Genomic DNA, 19,933 nt, shown 5'->3' on the forward strand with positions numbered 1-19,933 from the left:
CTGTGGCGGTCGAGGAGGACTGCGCGCGACCGGTGGGGGTGGGCGGGGTGGGACCGCCTCCCGGCAGGATCCGAAACGGGCCGTCAGTACGGTGCGAGCGGCGTAGCGGCGGCGGGGCTCGGTTCCGCGGAACCGGACGGCGTGCAGGTGACGGTTCCGACCTGGGTGCCTGCCTCGGCGCGGGCGGATTATGTGGCGGGCTGGCTGGCGGGGCGTCGGGCTGCGGTTGCGGCGGGGCCGTTGCCGGATGAAGTGGCGCGGATGTGGTCGCGATGATCGACGGTGTTAGTCGGCCGGTCCAAGCTGCGGATGCGGCCTGACAACCACGCGGTCCTCCACCGATGCCTGCTGGTCGGTCAAGGTGTCGATGCGGTCGATCACCCGGGCCAGCAGGCGTCGCCGCTGCGCCAGGGTCATGTCCGGCCACTGGCGTGCAAGGTCGGCATGGGAGGCGACCGGAAGGCCCTCGACAACGGTGGCGGTGTCGAGCTGGCTTCCAGCTTCTCGATACGCTCCTGGACGTCGGCGATCATGCCGAGCAGGACGGCAACCATCTTGCCCTTGTAGATCCCGCTGTCCTGCTGGGCGATCAGGGTGTCGCGTTCGGCGCGGGCCTCGTCCAACTCGGCCAACAGACCGCTGGTGGGGGTGGCGGCCTGGCGGGCGGCCTGCTCCGCACGGACCTTGGCCAACCGGTCGTCGGTCAGGAACGCGAACAGCCAGCCCGTCACGAACGTCTCGGCCTGCTCGGCCTGCACTCGGGACGGCTGTATGCAGGTTCCCGCGCCGTGGCGGCGGTTGGCCTGGCACTGGTAGGCGTACCGGCGGACCACGGTCCCGTCCACCCGCGCGTGCTGCGCCTCGTGCCCGTACAGCCGGCCATTACAGGTGCCGCAGTGGATCAGCCCGGTCAGCAGCCAGCCATGCGCGCCCCAGGGCTGCCGCGTGGTCGTCTTCGTCGTGCTCCGCGCTTCCAGCTCGCGGACCATCCGCAGCCACGTCGGCCGGTCACACACCGGCGGCTGACTGACCACGGGCTCCCCGTTCGCGTCCACCGCGACATAGTCCAACAGGTTGAGCTTCGATCGCCGCCGAACAGCAATGGCCGATGCTTCGCGGGTTGTCGACGGTTGTCGACGGCCCGTGGATCAGGCCGGCGACCCGCGCCGTCAGCTCGCGGTGGTGCCCCCATCCACCAGGTGGACGGTGCGGGACTCGCTGGCCGGCGTCACGCGGGCTGGCCGCCGGGTTCAAGAGTGCTCTGGCTGGCCTGGGGTTGCAACAGCCGGAGGATCATCTCGACGGTGCGCTCGATGGGGCGGCGTCGGGCGGTCACGGTGGCCAGCAGCGTGCGGGTCAGGATGGCGCCGAGGAGCATGTCGAACACGTCGTCCGGGTTCACCGCGGGGTCGACGCTCCCAGGCGGCGCGGCGCACAGGATGTCCTGGAACTGCGGCCGTGCCGAGACCCGCAGGTAGAACTCGGGCGGGCGCTGCCGGCTCACGGTCTGGTGGTGCGCGAGCAGGCCGGCCGCGGCGGCGCGGGCCGCGGGCGCGTCGAACGCGGCCACGTAGGCGCGCACGAAGCGGCGCAGGTCGCGGCGCAGGTCGCCGGTCGGCTGGACGCTGAGCGGGCTGAGGCCGGGGAACGTGGCCTCCTCGATCAGCTCGATCCGCGACCCCCAGCGGCGGTACAGGGCGGAGGCGTGGACGCCGGAGTGCGCGGCGACCGCGTGGATCGTCGTCGCGTCGAAGCCGCGCCGCACGAGCAGCTCGCGCGTGGCCGCGAGTGCCCGTTCATCGATGCTCCTGTCGCGCGGGCGCCCCGGGCGGCGGCGGGGAGGCTCTGCCGGATCAGCGTCTGCCATGTCAGCGATCTTATGGGGCGCCAGCTCCGCAAGGCACCTCCGTCATCGAGTTTCAGGACAAGATCTTCTATAAAGTTTCAGGACAGATACTTCTGTAACTGGCGGGTCGCCGCTACAGTCGCGTGACGGGGATGTGTCCTGGCCGCGAACCCGAGGGAGAGGCCGATGCGAGCCGCTGTGCTGCGAGGCGGAACGGTCGAGGCGCGCGTCATCGACGACCCGGTGCCGGCACGCGGGCAGCTCCTTGTCCGGTCACTGGCGTGCGGGATCTGCGCGTCGGACCTCCACTACATGGATCACCTGGAAGCGGGGGCCGACGACGACAGCGGGATGTCGACCTACGATCCGGATGTCGACATCGTGATGGGCCACGAGTACTGCGCCGAGGTCGTCGACTACGGTCCCGGCACCGAGCGGCGGATCCCTGTCGGGACGCGGGTGAGCTCGCTGCCAGTGCTCTCCACCGCGGCCGGCCGCAAGATCATCGGGCAGAATCCCGAGACGCCCGGCGGGTTCGGCGAGTACCTCCTGCTGGACGAGGCGATCACCCGGGTCGCGGCGTCGGACCTCCCGAGCGAGGTCGTGTGCGTCGCCGACGCGATCTCGGTGGGATGGTCGGCGGCGTCCCGTGCCGCGGTGACGGCGAAGGAGGTGCCGCTCGTCATCGGCTGCGGCGCGATCGCCCTGTCGGCGATCGCGCAGTTGAAGCGGCTGGGGGTGGGCCCGATCATCGCGGTCGACTTCGTGGCGTCGCGGCGGGAGACGGCGCTGGCGATGGGCGCCGACGTGGTCGTCGATCCCGCCGAGATCTCCCCGTTCCAGGCCTGGCGGGACGTGGCCTACGGGTCGGCCGAGTCGATGAAGGAGGTGCTGGCGCTGGCCAGCCTGCCTGGCTGCGTCGTGTTCGAGTGCGTCGGCATCCCCGGAGTTCTCGACTCGATCATCAAGGGCTGCGAGCGTGGCACCCGGATCCTCTCCGTCGGCGGCCCGCCTGAGGGCGACCGCCTGCACACCCTGACCGCCAAGCGGAAGGGCCTGAACATCCAGTTCGGCGGCGGCCCGTCGATGCGGCACTGGGACGAGGCCTTCGAGGCGGTCTGCTCCGGCAGCCTCGACGTCACGCCGATGCTTGGCCGGACCGTCGGGCTCGACGGGGTCGGCGACGCGCTCGCCGCGTCGCGCGACGCCAACGGGCCGGTACGCATCGTCGTATTCCCCTGAACCAGGCTCTGTCGTCCCCGAACCGAACCGTCGTCCCTGAACCGAACCGTCGTCCCCGAGCTGAGTTCGGCGCACCGGGGCCGGCGGCACCAGCAGCCATCGCGCGACCGAGTTCGCCGCCGCGGCCCGCGCCGGTCGCGGAGCGCGCGTCCAGCGTCCGTCCGGAAAGGGCTACCGCGTATGAGTGAGATCGACGAGCTTCGTGCCGTGGTCGAGAAGCTGGCGGCCAGGGTCCACGCCCTCGAGGACCAGGTCGAGATCATGCAGCTTGTCGCCCAGTACGGGCCCGCCGTCGACAGCGGTTCGGCGCAGGCCACCGCGGCGCTCTGGACGGAGGACGGCACCTTCGACGCCGTCCCCCAGCTGCGGATGCGGGGTCGGGGCGACATCGTCGACATGGTCAACGGCGGCCACCAGAGCCTGATCCGCAACGGCTGCGGCCACGTCCTGACGGTGCCGCACATCGTGGTCGACGGCGACGAGGCGACCGGCCGCAGCTACGCGCTCAACATCCGCTGGGACGCCGACGCCGACCGGTTCTGGGTCGCCCGGGTCTCCGCGAACACCTGGCGCTGGGTGCGCACCGCCCAGGGCTGGCGCATCAGCGAGCGGGTCAACGCCAACCTCGACGGCACCCCCGAACACCGCGAGATGCTGGCGCCACCCGCACAGCCGGAACCGCCGGCCTCGACCTCGACCGCTGCCGCCGCTGGCCGCGCGTCGGCCTGAGCCGCGGCCGCACGGTGCGGACAGCACGCCGTCTGGAGGATCAATGAAGATCGGTTTCGTCGGGCCGGGCCGCATGGGCCGGCCGATACTCGACCAGCTGAGGGCCGCGGGCCACGACGTCACCGTCCTGGTGCGCCGCCCGGAGGCCAGGGCGGCGGCCGAGGCCGACGGGCTGACCTGGGCCGCGACGGTGCCGGCGACGGTCCGCGACGCCGACGCGGTGTTCGTCGTCGTACTGAAGGACGAGCAGGTCCGTTCGGTGTGCCTCGGCCCTCAGGGCGCCATCGCGGCCATGAAGCCGGGCGCGACGCTCGTCCAGCACACGACGTCCGACCCCGCGACCGCCCGGCTGCTCGCCGAGGCGGGATCCGGCCACGGGGTCGGGGTGCTCGACGCCGCACTCTCGGGCGGCCCGCACGACATCGCCGCGGGCAGGCTCACCCTGTGGGTCGGCGGCGACGAGACCCTGCTGGACCGGATGCGCCCGGTCCTCGCCGCGTTCGCGTCGCCGGTCATGTTCGTCGGGCAGCTCGGCAACGGCCAGCGGGTCAAGCTCGTGAACAACGCGCTGTTCGTGGCGCAGGTGGGGCTGGCGATCGACGCGGTGCGCCTCGCGGGCTCGCTCGGGATCGAGGAGCAGGCGATCCTCGCGGCCCTGCAGCACGGCAGCGGCGCCAGCCGCGGCCTCGGCGTCGTCGCCAGCGGTGGCTCCGTCGACGCCGTCGCCGGCCGCATCGGCGACCTGATGCTCAAGGACATCACCGTGGTGCGCGAGGTCGCCCGCGGCGCCGGCGCCGACCTCGGAATCATCGGGACGGTCCTGTCGTCGGACGCCGTCGAGAAGAAGGTGCTCCGCCCGCCGAGCGCACCCGGCACCACGCCCTGACCGTGGCCGAGAGGATCCGGGCCGTCCCCGGTCCGCGCGACGCGACGTTGAGAGCTACCACGAGGAGGGCATTGTGAAGGTTGGCTTCATTGGGCTCGGCAGCATGGGCCTGCCGATGGCGCAGCGGATCCAGGCCGAGGGCCACGACCTCACCCTCTATGCCCGGCGGCCGGCGTCGCTGGAACCGTTCGCGGGCACCGGCGCCACCATCGCGGCGACACCGGCCGAGATGGGCACGGCGGTCGAGGCCGTCGGCATCTGTGTCTTCGACGCGGCGGGTGTGGAGGAGGTGCTGTTCGGCTCGGACGGCCTGGCGGAAACACTCGAACCCGGATCGGTGGTGCTCGTGCACAGCACGGTGGCGCCCGCGCAGATCCGGAAAATCGCCGAGCGGGCGGCGAAACATGGCCTGCGTGTCCTCGACGCGCCGGTGAGCGGCGGCGCCCCACGGGCTCTGACCGGCGAGCTGACCATCATGGTCGGCGGCGACGCCTCGGCTCTCGCCGACGTCGCCGGCCTGACGTCGACGCTGTCCAACCATGTCGTGCATCTCGGCGGGATCGGGGCCGGATCGCACGCGAAACTCATCAACAACACGATGTTCTCCGCGCAGATCGCCCTCGCGGACGACGCGATGAAGGCGGGGGAATCGCTCGGCGTCGACCCCGCCGGCCTCGCGGCGGTCCTGGCGACGAGCAGCTCGGCGTGCGTGGCCTCCGGAGTGCGGCTGCGCGCCGGCTCCGTCGCGGGCCTCGCGGCCTCGCCCGCCAACCTGACGCTCACCAAGGACGTCACGCTGATGGCGGACGTCCTCGGCAACGCCCCCGGAAAGGAACTCGTCGAGGTGGCGCGGCGCTTCGTCGCCGCGATCCAGTCCAGCTGAAGGGGCACGTGGCCTCCTGGCCCTGGCGTCCGCCGGCCGGGCCGCGGACCACAGACCGGTGCAGACCCATCGGGGCCGCTGGCCCCGAGAGACGAGGAGACACGATGACTGACGCCGCGACGAACAACAAGTACGGGCCCTGGGGCATCGTGGCCGGCGGGTCCGATGGAGTCGGGGCCGCGTTCGCCCACGAGATGGCTGCCAGGGGACTGAACGTCGTGCTGGTGGCGCGGCGGATTCCCGTGTTGGAAGCGTTCGCCGACGAGATCCGCGGCAAGCACAGCGTCGAGGTCCGCACCGTCGCGCTCGATCTCAGCGCCCCGGGCGCGCTGGCGGAGCTCGCGACCGCGACGTCCGACGTCGAGGTGGGGCTGTTCGTCTACAACGCCGGCGGCGACGACTTCAGCATGCCCTTCCTCGACAAGGACCTCGACACCCACCTGAAGCTGATCCACCGCAACTGCGACAGCGTGCTCGAGGCCGCCTACCGCTTCGGCGGGCCGATGGTCACGCGCGGGCGGGGAGGCGTCGTGCTCGTGACCTCGGGCGCGGCCTGGGCCGGCGGCGCCACGCTCGCCACCTATGGAGCCACCAAGGCGTTCGACCTCATCCTGGCCGAGGCTCTGTGGGCGGAATGGCGCTCTGGCGGGGTCGACGTCCTGAGCCTCGTCCTCGGCAGGACCGACACACCGTCGATGCGCCGGGTGTTCGACGCCAAGGGCGAGCCATACGGCGACCTCGCCGACCCCGAGGACGTGGCCCGCCAGGCACTCGACCACCTCCCGGACGGGCCCACCTGGATCTTCGGCGCCCCGGAACCGACCGGCGGTTCGCCCTTCGGCGCGCTGCCTCGCCGCGACGCCGTGCTCGCGATGAGCCGCGGCGCCGCCACCACCCACGCGGACGAGACGAATGCTCCGCCGGCGGCCGACGATCGGCGTGGATGACCCGTACTCGTGTATGACCCGTACTGAGGTGACGGTCGAGAAGGCGCCCCGCGGCCCACGCGGACGAGGCCTGGCCACGGGCGCCGTCAGGCCGCGGCGGTGCCGCCGTCCACCAGGTGGACGGTGCCGGTGAGGTAGTCCTGGTCCATGACGTAAAAGTGGCCGTGTTCTCGCCGTCGCCCGCAAGCACCAGCTGGTTCGCGGCACCGGGCCGCGTCGGGCCGGCGCGTGTTGCCCCGCGGCTGGCGGCTCCTGCCGGCCGCGAATGGGCGGTCAAGCGCCCTGAACGCGCGAGGACCGGGATTCAGCGGACGTGTCCCCGGTCGGCCTTCCCCGGTACACCATCATCGAAAGTTCGCACTTGGAACGTCGACAGGCGCGTTCACGGAGGCGGCATCACCCGCCCAGCCCCGGGCCTATGTTCCGGTGACGGCACAACCACCGACAGCACGTCGCCAGCATCGGCGCGTTGGACTGGGTGGCCATCGTGGCAAAGGGTTCTCCCCGTGTCAAGCCAAAGGCAGTCACTGCTAGATTGTGTTACACGGATCCGCCACAAACAGAGGCACAACCGAGATCAAACGCCACCGGCCGCGACATCTCCATTCGCCCACGTAACCATACACTTACGTTAGTGTCGACCGGCGATATGGACGGCCGGACGCTTAAGGCAACCGGACGTAGGCCAATGACCTGACATCGACGCGGTTGGCAGGCGGCAGAGCCTTTCGTGTTAAATCCGAGATGGACCTGAGCACACGGTCATGGCTCTCATACCGAAGCCCGCCCGGGAGGCGTCATGGCAGCACCGATAGTCCCTGGGCCCATGGACCGGGCTGACGTGTGGAAAGGCCAGGCCACCCGGGCTACGCCGGTGCCGCCACTGCACCCCGACGACCGGTTCGGCAACCTCGTGGACCGGATCCGCACCGTCGCCGCGGTCTGCCCCGACCTGGTTGCCGTTCGCGACGAACACCGCGCCGTCACCTACGCCCAGCTCGTCGCCTGGGCGGACGTCGTCGCCGACCGCGTCCTACGGGAACCCGCCGCGGCCGACCCGGACGCGCCCGTCGCGGTGCTGCTGCCCCACGACGCGAGCGGGATCGCCGCCGTCCTGGGTGTCATCGCGAGCGGCCGGCCCTGCGTGCCCCTCGACAGGATGTATCCCCCGGACCGCCTCGCCCAGGTCGCGGGACTGGCGGGGGCCTCGGTGTGCGTCACCGGGCCGCCTGGCTCCGCCGAGGCGGGCACCGCCGCCGCGCTGACAGGGATCGTGGCCACCGTCGACGTCGGTGACAGGCCCGCCGCCGCCTGGTCCTCGGCGCTCGCCGAGCGGGTCGCGTCGAGGGCGCCGCGCCGGGCCGACACCGATCCGGCGGTGCTCATCTTCACCTCCGGGTCGACCGGAGTGCCGAAGGGCGTCGTGTGGCACCACCGCGCCCTGCTGGGTCAGCACTACGCCATCCAGGTGAAGGGCGTGATGCAGCCGGGTCCGGGCGACCGCCTGCCGCTCTTCCTGCCGTATTCCTTCATCTCGGGCATGAACCGGACGGTCGGCCCCCTCGTCTTCGGCGCCACCATCGAGATGTACGACCCCCGGGTCCGCGGTGTCCGCGACCTGGCCGACTGGCTGCGCGCGATCCGGCCGGCCGGCCTCGTCGCCACCCCGGTACTGATCCGGACCGTGTTCGGCTGCCTCGATCCGGACGAGGTGCTCGACAGCCTTCGGTTCGTCATGTCGGTCGGCGAGCCGATCTACGCCCGCGACATCGAACTGGCCCGCCACCACATACCGACGACCGCGGCGTTCCTGGTCTCCTACGGTGCCTCGGAGCTCGGCACGACGACCTGCGACCCGATCTGGCCGGACGAGGTCCTCCCCGACGGTGTGATGCCGGCCGGGCGGCCGGTGGTCGACGTCCGGGTCCGGGTGGTCTCGCCGGACGGGGCCGAGATGCCGCTGGGCAAGACAGGCGAGATCGTCGTGACGGGCCACTTCATCACGGGCAGTTATTGGCGTGCGCCAGAAGCGATTGCGTCGCGCTTCGATGTCGAGCCGGACGGCACGCCGACCTACCGCACCGGGGACCTCGGACGCGTCGACGCCGGCGGTCAGCTCACGGTTGTCGGCCGCAACGACGCGGCCGTGAAGATCCGCGGCTACCTCGTCGAACCGATCGAGATCGAGTCCGCCCTGCTGGCGAGCCCGGACGTGCTCGAGGCCGTCGTCGTGGCCGACGCCGCCCCGGAACGGACCCGCCTGGTCGCCTACGTCGTTCCCGCGGCCGGCGCCCGGGTCTCACCGGCGTCGATCAGGCGCCTGCTACGGGCCAAGCTGCCCTCCTACATGGTGCCGGCCACCGTCATGCTGGTCGCGGCCCTGCCGAGGACCGACCGCAGCAAGATCGACCGGCTGAAGCTGCCCCCGGCCCCCGCCGGTCCGTGCCCGGGCCAGGACCCGCCCCGCGACCAGTGGGAGGAGGCCGTCGCCAGCGTGTGGGCCGTCGCCCTGCACCTCGACGACGTCGGCGTCCACGACGACTTCGTCGAGCTCGGCGGCGACTCCCTCATCGCCGAGGAGCTCCTCGCCAGGGTCGCCGACGAGCTCGGCGTCAGGCTTCCCACCTCGACCGTCGCCGACGCCCCGACCGTCGCCGAGTTCACCACCCGGCTTCGAAACGCCGGCGCCGACGTCCTACGCCACCCCACCGTCGTCCCACTGCGCACCACCGGCGGCGGCCGGCCGCTGTTCTTCTTCTGCGGCGCCGGCGGCCTCGCCGTCGGAGTGCTTGGCTTCGCCCGCCACTTCGACGGCGACCGCCCCGTCTACGGCGTCCAGGCCCACGGCCTCGAATACCGCGGCCTCCCCGACTGGTCGATCCACACGGCGGCCCGCCGCCACGCCCGCACCCTGCGCCTGGTCCAGCCCGCCGGCCCCTACAACCTCGTGGGCCACTCGTTCGGCGGCCTCGTCGCCTTCGAGACCGCGAGGCTGCTCACCGAGGCCGGCCACCACGTCGGCCTGCTCGTCCTCATCGACAGCTTTCTGCCCGACATGTCCGCGGGCGTCTTCGCCGGCGGAGTGCTGCCCTCCCAGCTTCCGGGCGGCCCGACCACGGGTCCGTATCCGGTCTCCGCGCTGGACCAGGTGGACGGGCTGGCCACGGGCGGCCCGTCGCGTGCCGCGACCATGGCCCGGGTCCTGCTCGGCCGGGCCAGGCAGGCCGCCCAGCTCCCCCTCGCCGGCGTCGTCCAGTTCAAGGGCATGAACCAGTACGACGTCTTCTACAACCAGTCGCGGCTGCTGACCAGGCTGTACCGGCCCAGGCCATGGAACGGGCGGGCGCTCGTCTACACGGCGGCCGCCTCGCCGCCGCGGCGCACGGAGGCCTGGCACCCGCTGCTGACCGGCGAGGCGACGTTCCGCACCGTCGGCGGCGACCACGACACCGTGCTGCGCGAGCCCGTCGTGAGCGAGGTGGCGGCCGACATCCGGGCCGTCCTCGCCGGCCTCGCCACCTCCGACGAGGCGTGACCAGCCGCCAGGGACGCTCCCGGTGTGACGGACAATCCTGGCGACTGGATGAACGCGATCCCGCGACGTGGGCCCAACCGTCACCTGCTCGGCGCCGGCAGGCCGACCCCCAGACCGCGCCAAACCTACGGACCAGGCCTCGACCACAGAGCCTGAAACGCAAGCAACAGCGCAGCGCCGCGAAAGGACCCAGGCTCGTGAGGATGGCGCCGGCAGGCCAACCCCCGGACCACGCCAAACTTACGGACCAGGCCTCGACCACAGAGCCTGAAACGCAAGCCCAGCGCAGCGCCCGCGAACAGCGCGAGGCGCGCACAAGCAACAGCGCAGCGCCAGCGAAGGGATCAAGGCGAGTGAGGATGCAGGACGCAGTCAACGTTGAGGACTTCCGCAGGCTGGCGCGCCGCAGGCTTCCCCGGGCGGTGTTCGACGCCCTGGAGGGCGGGGCCGGCGACGAGGTCTCCCTGCGGCGCAACCGCACCGCGTTCGACCGCATCGAGTTCCGTCCCCGGCCGCTCGCCGACGTCGCCAAGCGGGACCTGTCCACGACCGTGTTCGGCGAGCGGCTGTCGATGCCGATCATGCTGGCGCCCACGGGCGCGAGCCGCCTCGCGCGGTCGGCCGCGGAGATCGCCGTCGCGCGGGCCGCGGCGCGCGCCGACGTGGTGTACATGCAGAGCACCGTCGCGGCCTTCCCGCTCGAGGACGTCGCCGCGAGCTCGACCGGTTCCCTCTGGTACCAGCTCTACCTGCCCCCGGACCGCGCCGAGCTCGGGGACCTCCTCCGGCGGATCGCGGCGGCGGGATACCGGGCCCTGGCCATCACCATCGACACGTCGATCCTGGGCAACCGCGAGCGGGACATACGCAACAGGCTCATGAGCCGGCCGCCGCGACCCAGGATCGTGCTCCAGGGGGCCGGCAAGCCGGCATGGGCGACCGACTTCCTGCGGGGCAAGGCCGACTACCTGCGCGGCCGGCTCGGTGCCGCCCGCCCCGACGCCCCGTCCCAGCTGAGCCTCGACCAGACCCGGGAAACGATCACGGCGGCGTCGGACTGCGTCACCTGGGAGGACGTCGAGCGGATCCGGTCGCTGTGGGACGGCCCGCTGGTCATCAAGGGACTGATGCGCGGGGACGAGTGCGACCGGCTCGTCGAGCTGGGCGTCGACGGTGTCGTGGTGTCAAACCACGGCGGACGGCAGCTGGACGGCGTCCCCGCGACCATCGACGTGCTGCCGGAGGTGGTCGACGCCGCGGCTGGCCGGCTCACGGTCTTCCTCGACGGGGGTATCCGACGCGGCAACGACGCGGCCAAGGCGCTGGCCCTGGGCGCCGCGGCCGTGTTCGTGGGCCGGCCGTACCTGTACGGCCTGGCGGCGGGCGGCGAGGCTGGCGTCCTCCGGATGATCGAGCTGCTGCGGGAGGAGCTCGACCGCGCGATGGCGCTGCTCGGCGCCGCGACCGTCGCGGACCTCGACCGCACCCTCGTCTCGGGCGCCCGCATCCCCGGCGCCTTCCCGCCCCCGCAGCGGTAGGTCGGATCTCGGCGGGGAAATCGAGGCCAGAGCCCGAACGGGCGTGCGGCACTGTCCCGGCCAGCCCGGCACGCCCCCTTCCCAGCTGTCAGTCCGGCGGGCTGGTCGCGGTGGCCTTGAAGAAGGTGTAGCTGAAGGTGCCGTCGGGCTCGGTGGTCCGGTGCAGGGCGCGGATGCCGGCGGCCCAGGTGGGCGCGTCGAGCAGCGCCTCGCCGACAGCCTGCTCGCCGACGCCTTCGACCATGGCGGTGAAGGTGCGCCGGGTGAAGCCGTCGACCAGGTGCGGGCGGCTGGCGTCGGCGTAGACGACCCGCGGCGAGACCGCGACGTCGTGATAGCCCGCCTGGACCAGCAGCGGGTAGAGGCGTCGCCCGATCAGCGCGTCCCCGCCGGCGCGGGCCTGCAGGTCGACCAGGCAGCCGATCGCCCGGCGCGCCGCCACGCTGTCGGGATGGAAGTAGGCCGAGCCGTGGTCACCCTCGACCACCGTGATCGAGCCGCCCGGCCGCAGCAGCCCACGCAGCGCCGCGAGCGCCCCGACCGGGTCCACCAGGTGCTCCAGCACGAAGCAGACAAAGACATGGTCGAACGACGCCGCCGGGAACGGCGCCTCGAAGAGATCGGCCCGCAGGAAGCTCACGTTGGTCAACCCGGCCCGCGCGGCCCGCTCGCGGGCGGCGGCGACCGAGTTCGCCGAGATGTCGACGGATGTGACGACGGCGCCCGGGCTGTTCGCCGCGAGGATGACCGTCTGCGCGCCCACTCCGCACCCGGCCTCCAGCACCCGGCTTCCCGCTGGGTAGCGCGTGTCCGCGTGCAGGAGGTCGGTCAACGTCGTGGCCTGGTCGGCCAACCGGACCTGCTCCTGGTCCGAGTAGCCGTGCACGTACTCCATGACCGCACGATACGACGCGCCCGGCGGTCGTCATCCGGGGCGCGGCGGCCGGCCCGTTCCACTCCGCCGCAAGGGCCTCGCGCCGTCCCTCCCCGCTGGCGCCGGGGGCCGGCGGCCCCGCCGGCCAGACCAGTGGCGGGCACCGATTCATCTAGATATCTTTGCTCCGACAGGCGGCGTCAGCGATGGGCTGGCGGGTGGCGGCGGAGGTGCGGCGGGGCATGACCGACAGCGAGTGGTCCTTACCGGCGGTGCTCGACGTCGTCACCGACGCCGCGCCCGACCGGGAGATGCTGGTCTGGAAGGACGTCAGGCGCACCTACGCCGAGGTGCGCGACCGCACCCGGCGGCTGGCCGCCTTCTTCCAGAAGCGCGGCCTCGGCGCGCGGCGCGAGCGGTCCGAGCTGGGACGGTGGGAGTGCGGCCAGAGCCCGGTCGCGGTCCTGCTGTCCAACTGCCCCGAGTATCTCGAGGCGATGATCGGGGCGTACCGCGCGCGGGCCGTGCCGTTCAACGTCAACCACCACTACAACGCCCGCGAGGTCGCCGCGCTGCTCGACCAGATCGGCGCGGAGGCGGTCGTCTACCACCGCCGGCTCGCCCCGCTGCTCGCCGCCTCCGGCCTCGGCGGTGGCGCCGGTGATGGCGTGCCGGGTGGCCGGCTGCTCGTCGACGTGGACGACGGCTCGGGGGTCGCGCCGCTGCCCGGGTCCGTCCCGTTCGAGGCGGCCGTCGCCGCGGCGGCCGACGCCGACCTCGACCGGCTGCCCACCCCGTCGCCCGACGACCTCTACCTCGTCTGCACCGGCGGCACCACCGGGCGGCCCAAGGGCGTCCTGTGGCGGCAGGCCGACGTCTATGTCGCAGCGATGGGTGGCTTCGAATCGGCCACCGCCAGCCGGATCGGGGCCATCGCCGTGACCGGCCGGGGCGGCGTCTGGTTAGCGGCGCCGCCATTGATGCACGGCGCCGCGCAGTGGACCGCGTTCGCCGCGCTCGTCCTCGGCGCGACGCTGGTCCTGCACGACGACAGCGCCCCGTTCGACGCCCGGGCGATCCTCACCGCCGCCGAGCGCGAACGGGTGAGCCTGATGTCGATCGTCGGCGACGCCTACGCACGCCCGCTCGTCGACGAGCTGCGCGCCCGGCCGTACGACCTGTCCGCGTTCGCGCGCCTGGCCACCGGCGGCGCGACGACCAGCGCCGCGCTCAAGCACGCGTTGCTGGACCTGCTCCCCCACCTCACCGTCGTCGACGGCTACGGGGCGTCCGAGACCGGCGGGATGGCCTTCGGCAGCTCGACGAAGGACGCCGAGACCCGTCAGTTCACCCTGTCGGCCGGCGGCGCGGTCCTGTCGGCGGACAGGACCAGTTTCCTCACCCCCCACGAGCCGGACGAGGTTGGGTGGACAGCCCGGGTCGGCCGGGTCCCGCTCGGCTACCTGGGCGACCCCGCCAGGACCGAGGAGACGTTCCCCGTCATCGACGGCGTCCGCGTCACCGTCCCCGGCGACCGGGCGCGCTACGAGCCGGACGGCTCGGGCCGGATCGTCATGCTCGGCCGCGACGCGATGGTCATCAACACCGGCGGCGAGAAGGTGTTCGTCGAGGAGGTGGAGGAGGCGCTGCGCCGCCATCCCGGCATCCTCGACGCCCTGGTCGTCGGCCGGCCGAGCGAGCGGTTCGGCGAGGAGGTGGTCGCGCTCGTCCAGCCCCGCCCCGGCGTGGTCCTCTCCCCCGGCGAGGTCCGCGAGTACGCCGCCCGCTCCGTCGCACGTTTCAAGGCCCCGCGCGCGGTCCTGCTCTGCGACCGCATCGGCCGCCACCCCACCGGCAAGGCCGACTACACCTGGGCCCGCCAGGCCGCCCTCGCCGCCGAACCGGCCACCTGACCTTCCCGCGCTGTCACAGCGCACGGCGAGTCAGGGCAGGGCTGCGGATGGCCCGACGGCTCCTAGGCGAGAAGCGCGGTCAGCGCCCAGAACACGGGCATGCCGGCGAGGATCGCGGCGTAGGGGCGGCCGGTGCGCTGGGCAGCCAGGGCCGCGGCGGCGACGGCGGCGAGCGGCGGGAGCAGGCCCGCGAGGTTCGCCTCGACCTGACCGGCGAGGCTCGTCGCGGCGAGCGCCGCGAACGCGACCGGGACGACGAACGGCTTGGAGCGCTCCAGTACCGCCGGGGTCCCGACCCGGCCGAGGAGGACGACCATGCTGATCCGCAGCAGGTAGCTGCCGAGACCGGCGGCCACGATGACAAGCCAGACGATCATCGTGCATCCCCTGACCGGGCGCCTGCCGGCGCGGGAACCGGGTCGGAAACCGGGTCCGAAATGGAGTCAGGAAGCGACTCGGGAACGGCGGCAGGAACGGGAACCGGGTCGGCGTCGCCGGAGGCACGCAGGCCGACCGTGACGCCGACGAGGATCGCGAGCATGATGCCGGTCTGCGCCGGTGCCGGCCGGGCGGCGAGCGCGACGGCCGCCGCCGCGAGCGCCGCCCAGCCCGCCGCTCGCACGGACAGCCGCGGCACCAGGTCCCCGACGAGGAACAGTGGGACGACGAACTCCAGGTGCAGCCCGGCCGGTACCCGCGTGCCCACGACCTGCCCCAGGGCGATCGTTGCGAGCCAGCCGGCCCAGAGAACCAGCCCGCCGCCCAGGTAGTAGAGGTGGGCGGGCTGTCGGTCGTCCGGTGCCGAGCGGCGGTAGCGGTCGAGCCCGACCGCGAGCGACGGCTCGACGATGAGGTAGGCGGCCAGCGCCCGCCACCAGCGCGGTGAGCCGCGCCAGTACGGGGCCATCGCCGCCGAGTAGAGCACCAGCCGCGCGTTGATCGCGAGCACGGTCACGACGACGACCGCGCCGGCAGCCCCGGCGCCGAGCAGCGCCAGCGCGGCCACCTGGGCGCTGCCGGCGAAGATGAGCGGCCCGGTGAGCCAGGCCGCGAGCGGCGGGATGCCGGCGCGGGCCGCGCTCACCCCGATGACGAATCCGAACGGCCCGATGCCGGCCAGCCACGGCAGCATCGCGCGCGCACCGGCCCCGGCCTCGGCGCGGGCCTCCCTGCCGCACCAGGCGCTGTTCACGTTCCCGCCCTTTCCTCGTAGGTTCCGGTCTGGCCGCTCGGTTCCTCGTCGGTCCGCTCAGGCGGACACGCCGAGGACGGCGGCTCGCAGGGTCAGCGCGTCCTCGCAGGGGGTGGCGCCGAGCTCGCGGTGCAGCACCGCGGCCAGCCGGTCGAACTGGCGCAGCGCCTCGACCCGCTCGCCGCGGGCCGCGTGCCGCCGCATGATCGCCAGGTGGGCGCGTTCGTCGGCCGGATCCTCGAGCAGCAGCCGCTCCCAGCGCCCGGCCGCCCGCAGCATGCGCAGGTAGAGCTGCCGCAGCTGGTCGCGGTCCGGCTCGGTCCACGGTTCGTGGGCGTCCTCGGGCAGCAGCGGCCCGCGGTAGGCGTCGGCCGCGCGCGCGGCCGACGCCTTGTCGACCCAGCGGTCGAGGCTCACGACCCGGCCGGACATACTGCCCGCCCAGTCCGTGTCTCCGCCCACAGTGGCGGCCGCGCTGGGGCCGCCCACGCCGGGACCGGGGCGGGCGAGGCCGGCGAGCGCGCGCATGCCGGCGCGTCGGAACACCTCGGCGTCCACGGTCACGTCCCAGCCGGGGCACAGGGCGACGACGTTGCCCCGCAGCACGACCGCGCCGGCGCCGCCGAGGGCCCGGCGGGCGTAGTGGGCGCACTTGTGCAGCCGCGGCACCACCTCGGCGAGCGGCAGCTCGGGCCACAGGGCGTCGAGGACCACCTCCCGGTGCAACCGCCGCATCGGCGCGAGCGCCAGCAGCTTCACCAGCGACATCGCGTGCCGCCGGCACCAGGCCGTCTCCGGCACGAGTACGAGACGGCCCCGCCGGGCGGCCTCCTGGGCGGTGACGCCCGGCGCGGCCACGGCCGCCCGTGGCTCGAGCGGCGCCGAGACCACCTCCGACCGCCCGGCGACGGGCGCCGCGGCTACCAGGACGCCGAACTCCCCGAGCAGCCGGATCTCGACGGCCCGCCCAGGGGCCGTCCGTTCCCCGGCCGCCAAGCCCAGGTCGCGCGGGGTCGTCCCCGTCGTCGCCATCGCCCGTCCTCCGCCTCGATGCAGGTCCCCCGCTGGCTCCCGCGCCCGTCGTCCGCCATCCGAGTTCAAGACTCCGGCCAGCCGACGGCCCGCGACCAGTACAGCCCCTGTACCCGCGGTGTCGCATATGCGTCAGTGCGCCGGCCGGCGCGCCCGGCCAGGCCGCCAGCCAGCGCCCGGTCAGCGCGCCGGCGGCGGCGCCCGGTCAGCAGGCGCGGCGCCCGGTCAGCAGGCGTCGAGCGGCCCGGGTGTCAGCGCAGCCGCCAGAGGCGGACGGAGTTGTCGGTTCCGACCGTGGCGAGGAGGTTCCCGTCCGGCGAGAACTTCGCGCCCCACTGGTCCGCCAGGGGCTTACCGAGCGCCGACGGGTGGGCGGGATCGGCGACGTTCCAGAGGTGCACGACGTTGTCCGACCCGTGGCTGGCGAGCACCGTGCCGTCGGGCGAGAACCCGACGGACAGCACGCCGTCGGCGTGGCCGGTGAGCGGCGGGCCGAGTGGCCGCGGGCTGGCGAGGTCGGTGACGTCCCAGAGGCGGATGGTCCGGTCCCCGCCGGCGGTCGCGAGGGTCTTCCCGTCGGGCGCGAACGCGACGCTCCACACCCCGCTCACATGGCCGGTCAGCGGCTGGCCGAGCGCCACCGGGTGGGCGCGGTCGGAGATGTCCCACAGGTGGACCAGACTGTCCGAGTCGGCCACGGCGAGGGTGCGTCCGTTGGGCGAGAAGTCGAGGCCGAGCGCCTTCGCGTCGCCGCCGAATGGTCCCCCGGTGGGCTTCGGGGCGGCGCCGTCGCTGACGTCCCACAGCCGCAGGGTGCCGTCGGGGTCGGCGATCGCGAGGACGTCGCCGTCGGGCGAGAAGCGCGCGAGGTGCCCCAGGCCGGCATGCTGGCCGAACGGCTCGCTGAGGGCGGTCATCCGCGCGGGATCGCGGATGTCCAGGAGGACGGCGTCGGAGCTGCCCACCGCCACCGTCTTCAGGTCGGGGGCGACGGCGATGCCCCACCAGTCGGGGCGGGCGATCGTCGACCGGCCGATCTGGACCGGGGTGGCACCGCCCTTCACCTGCCACTGGCGCAGCGCCGCCTGGCCGATGTAGTCGATTGTCGCCCCGCCGTCGGCGACAGCCAGGCGCCTGCCGTCGGCGGAGAACGCGAGCCCGAACACCGCCCTGGACTTGTCCGGGTCGGCGGGAAGCTGCGCGACCAGGGCCGGCGGGGCGACGATGAGAGCCTGCGCGGTCGTCGGTCCCTTCTTGTCGCGGGTGGCGAGGATGGTGATGCCAGTCGCGGCGGCGCCGAGCAGCACGCACACGGCGAGGACGAGCAGGACGAACCCCCAGCGGCCGAACCCCCAGCGGCCTGACCGTCCCTCGGACGGTCGCGCCGCGGGCTCCCCCGGCGCCGGGGGATATCCAGTAGCCGTCGGATAACCCGGCGCTGTCGGATAGCCCGGCGCCGCGGGATAACCCGGCGCCGGGTACCTGGCGGGGTCGGCCTGGCCCCGCCAGGGCTCGGGACCGGCGCCGGCCCAGCCGTAGGGCGGCGCCGGCTGCGCGGGCGGAAGGAGCGGAGCCGGCGGTGGCGTCGGCGTCGGCGTCGGCGGTGACGCGACCGGCGGCCAGCCGGCGGCGAGGTCATACGGCGTGGTCCACGAGCGGTCCGGCGCCAGGCCGGTCGCCGGCTCCTCGGGTGCGGCGAGCGGACCCGTCGCCCCAGGTCCAGGCTGGACGATCGTCTCGTCCGGACTGATGGTCGCTTCCTCGGACCACGCCGGGTGCGCCGCCGGCGCGCGCTGGATGATCGTCTCGTCCGGGTCGACCGCCGGCTCCTCGGGCGCGGCGGAGGGGCCCGGCGCCCCGGGCGCGGGGTGAACGATCGTCTCGTCCGGGTCGAAGGGCATGTTCGCGGGCACGTCGGCCATCAGCTCTTCTCCCTGATACTGGCCGACCGGCCAGGTGTCCGTCGCGACGCATGGTCATTTCGGTGCGACGGTACCGCATCGCCCTGACGGGCACGACCCGGCCAAGACCGACATATCGGTCAGGTCCGCTGCTGGTGGCCGGTGCTACCGGCCGGCCCCGCGACCGGCCGCCCCGATCCACGACATCGCCGTGGCGACCATCTCGAGGCCGTGTCCCCAGGCGGTCGTCCGGCCGTCGACGAAGATTCCCGACGGCAGCCGGTCGGCGACGAGCCGCGCGGCCGCGGCGGGGTGCAGCCGGTCGCGGGACGCCCCGATCACCAGGCAGGGACAGCGGATCGCCGCCAGCGCGTCCAGGTCGAGCCCCGGGTAGGCCTGCCAGGTGAGCAGCGACTGCCGCAGCTTGCCCGGGTCGGCGGTCCGCAGGACCCGGTAGAACCCGCCCAGCCCGTTCGCCTTGCGACGGCGATGCACGTACCTCGCCCCTGGCAGGAGTACCCAGCGCAGGATCTCCAGCACCGACGGCGGGCATGGCCACAGCACCCGCGCCGCGGACGGGACCGGCGCGGCGACGTGCGGCAGCAGCAGGATGATCCAGGCGGGCGGCGGGTCGAGCAGCGGGTGCGCGTGCAGGGCCAGGACCGCGCCGGTCGAGGCGGCGATGACGCCGTAGCGGCCGGCGGAGGCGACCGTCTGGCGGGCGAGTTCGGCGACGTCCGCGGCCATGTCGGCGACCGTCATCTGGTCACCGGGGCGCAGCCGGGACGACGCCTTCTCCCGGGTCTCGACGTACCACGTGCGGTGGCGCGCCGCGAGCGCCGGCAGGGTTTTCCGCCAGCTGTAGGGCGTCGACGACCAGCCGGGCACGAAAAGGACAGGATCGGCCGCGGCGCTCGACGCCCCGCCGAACAGCAGGGCCCGCAGGAGCGCGTCCGGCGCGCGCACGGCGCGGACCTCGTCGCGCCACGGCAGCAGCGGGTCCGGGATGTCGCGCCGTCCCCACTCGGACTCCCGGACACGCCACCCCCAGGGTAGGTCCCGGCACTGCTCGGCCCACCACGCCGCGTCCACGCCCGAACCGCGCACCAGCCGCTCTCTGGCCTCGTCCCCGCTCATGGCCGCATCTCCTCCCCGACCGCGGTGTCGCCGCGCCGAGACCGCATTCAGCGTCAAGGAGTCCCAGTGTCAGCGGGAAAGAGAAAGAAGCAGGCACCCGTGGAGGTCACCGTCAGGAATACCGGAATGCCAGGAGGAGAAGGCGGTCGGGGTGTGGTGGCAGACCGTAGCCACAGACGGGCACGGACGAGGGCCCGCGCCCGTCAGTCGGGGCGAGGCACTGGGCGTGCTCGCCCCGTGTCGGGCGCTGGGCGCCCTCCCCGCGTGGTTCCGGGCCC

Annotated in this window: 17 protein-coding genes; 8 read left to right on the forward strand and 9 right to left on the reverse strand. The window is 73.5% G+C overall.

What is annotated here, in order from left to right; translation table 11 throughout:
- Positions 1-285: 285 nt before the first annotated feature.
- The 3 genes from QOZ89_RS11945 to QOZ89_RS11955 all read right to left on the reverse strand — a co-directional run bounded on the left by QOZ89_RS11945 (position 286) and on the right by QOZ89_RS11955 (position 1,867).
- A complete protein-coding gene (locus QOZ89_RS11945) occupies positions 286-417 on the reverse strand; it encodes a hypothetical protein (protein ID WP_274536487.1) in 132 nt (43 codons plus the stop codon).
- On the reverse strand, positions 414-1,070 hold the full coding sequence (locus QOZ89_RS11950) for a recombinase zinc ribbon domain-containing protein (RefSeq protein ID WP_071046547.1): 657 nt from the start codon (positions 1,068-1,070) through the stop codon (positions 414-416). The genes QOZ89_RS11945 and QOZ89_RS11950 overlap by 4 nt, the downstream gene beginning before the upstream one ends.
- A gap of 158 nt (positions 1,071-1,228) precedes the next feature.
- Positions 1,229-1,867 carry a TetR/AcrR family transcriptional regulator gene (locus tag QOZ89_RS11955; protein WP_071046548.1) on the reverse strand — a complete coding sequence of 213 codons (639 nt, stop codon included), beginning with the start codon at positions 1,865-1,867 and terminating at the stop codon, positions 1,229-1,231.
- A 165-nt stretch (positions 1,868-2,032) separates the two neighbouring features.
- Here QOZ89_RS11955 and QOZ89_RS11960 point away from each other — a divergent pair, with 165 nt between their 5' ends.
- From QOZ89_RS11960 to QOZ89_RS11990, 7 genes are all read left to right on the forward strand, one after another.
- Positions 2,033-3,088, forward strand: a complete 1,056-nt coding sequence (locus QOZ89_RS11960; RefSeq protein WP_312623772.1) for a zinc-binding dehydrogenase — start codon at positions 2,033-2,035, stop codon at positions 3,086-3,088.
- A 180-nt stretch (positions 3,089-3,268) separates the two neighbouring features.
- Positions 3,269-3,817: a nuclear transport factor 2 family protein gene (locus QOZ89_RS11965; RefSeq protein ID WP_071046550.1), complete on the forward strand. Its 549-nt coding sequence runs from the start codon at positions 3,269-3,271 to the stop codon at positions 3,815-3,817.
- A 43-nt stretch (positions 3,818-3,860) separates the two neighbouring features.
- A complete protein-coding gene (locus QOZ89_RS11970) occupies positions 3,861-4,703 on the forward strand; it encodes an NAD(P)-dependent oxidoreductase (protein WP_312623773.1) in 843 nt (280 codons plus the stop codon).
- Positions 4,704-4,776: 73 nt separating this feature from the next.
- Complete coding sequence (locus tag QOZ89_RS11975) at positions 4,777-5,586, forward strand: NAD(P)-dependent oxidoreductase (RefSeq protein WP_071046552.1); 810 nt, start codon at positions 4,777-4,779, stop codon at positions 5,584-5,586.
- A 104-nt stretch (positions 5,587-5,690) separates the two neighbouring features.
- Positions 5,691-6,533: an SDR family NAD(P)-dependent oxidoreductase gene (locus tag QOZ89_RS11980; RefSeq protein WP_312623774.1), complete on the forward strand. Its 843-nt coding sequence runs from the start codon at positions 5,691-5,693 to the stop codon at positions 6,531-6,533.
- 799 nt (positions 6,534-7,332) lie between these two features.
- Positions 7,333-10,068 (forward strand): AMP-binding protein, encoded by a 2,736-nt coding sequence (locus tag QOZ89_RS11985; protein WP_083418057.1) that lies wholly within the window; start codon positions 7,333-7,335, stop codon positions 10,066-10,068.
- A gap of 359 nt (positions 10,069-10,427) precedes the next feature.
- Positions 10,428-11,606, forward strand: coding sequence for an alpha-hydroxy acid oxidase (locus tag QOZ89_RS11990; protein WP_241841458.1), 1,179 nt, complete (start codon positions 10,428-10,430; stop codon positions 11,604-11,606).
- An 88-nt stretch (positions 11,607-11,694) separates the two neighbouring features.
- Here the strand turns inward: QOZ89_RS11990 and QOZ89_RS11995 are convergent, their stop codons facing one another.
- Positions 11,695-12,501, reverse strand: coding sequence for a methyltransferase domain-containing protein (locus QOZ89_RS11995; RefSeq protein WP_071046556.1), 807 nt, complete (start codon positions 12,499-12,501; stop codon positions 11,695-11,697).
- 221 nt (positions 12,502-12,722) lie between these two features.
- Between QOZ89_RS11995 and QOZ89_RS12000 the strand changes: the two genes are divergently transcribed.
- On the forward strand, positions 12,723-14,393 hold the full coding sequence (locus QOZ89_RS12000; protein WP_312623776.1) for an AMP-binding protein: 1,671 nt from the start codon (positions 12,723-12,725) through the stop codon (positions 14,391-14,393).
- A gap of 62 nt (positions 14,394-14,455) precedes the next feature.
- Here the strand turns inward: QOZ89_RS12000 and QOZ89_RS12005 are convergent, their stop codons facing one another.
- The 5 genes from QOZ89_RS12005 to QOZ89_RS12025 form a co-directional block, all read right to left on the reverse strand.
- The gene (locus QOZ89_RS12005) at positions 14,456-14,770 is read right to left on the reverse strand and encodes an AzlD domain-containing protein (protein ID WP_312623777.1); all 315 of its coding nucleotides are present in this window, start codon (positions 14,768-14,770) and stop codon (positions 14,456-14,458) included.
- Positions 14,767-15,585: an AzlC family ABC transporter permease gene (locus QOZ89_RS12010; protein WP_312623778.1), complete on the reverse strand. Its 819-nt coding sequence runs from the start codon at positions 15,583-15,585 to the stop codon at positions 14,767-14,769. Before QOZ89_RS12010 ends, QOZ89_RS12005 begins: the two co-directional genes overlap by 4 nt.
- 57 nt (positions 15,586-15,642) lie before the next feature.
- Positions 15,643-16,617 carry an AfsR/SARP family transcriptional regulator gene (locus QOZ89_RS12015; RefSeq protein ID WP_071046559.1) on the reverse strand — a complete coding sequence of 325 codons (975 nt, stop codon included), beginning with the start codon at positions 16,615-16,617 and terminating at the stop codon, positions 15,643-15,645.
- Positions 16,618-16,868: 251 nt separating this feature from the next.
- Entirely contained in the window at positions 16,869-18,539 is a 1,671-nt protein-coding gene (locus tag QOZ89_RS12020; RefSeq protein WP_312623779.1) for a WD40 repeat domain-containing protein, read from the reverse strand.
- 144 nt (positions 18,540-18,683) lie between these two features.
- A complete protein-coding gene (locus tag QOZ89_RS12025) occupies positions 18,684-19,655 on the reverse strand; it encodes an alpha/beta fold hydrolase (protein WP_083418058.1) in 972 nt (323 codons plus the stop codon).
- Positions 19,656-19,933 lie beyond the last annotated feature (278 nt).

This window comes from Pseudofrankia coriaricola, assembly GCF_032027725.1.
Lineage (GTDB): Bacteria > Actinomycetota > Actinomycetes > Frankiales > Frankiaceae > Pseudofrankia.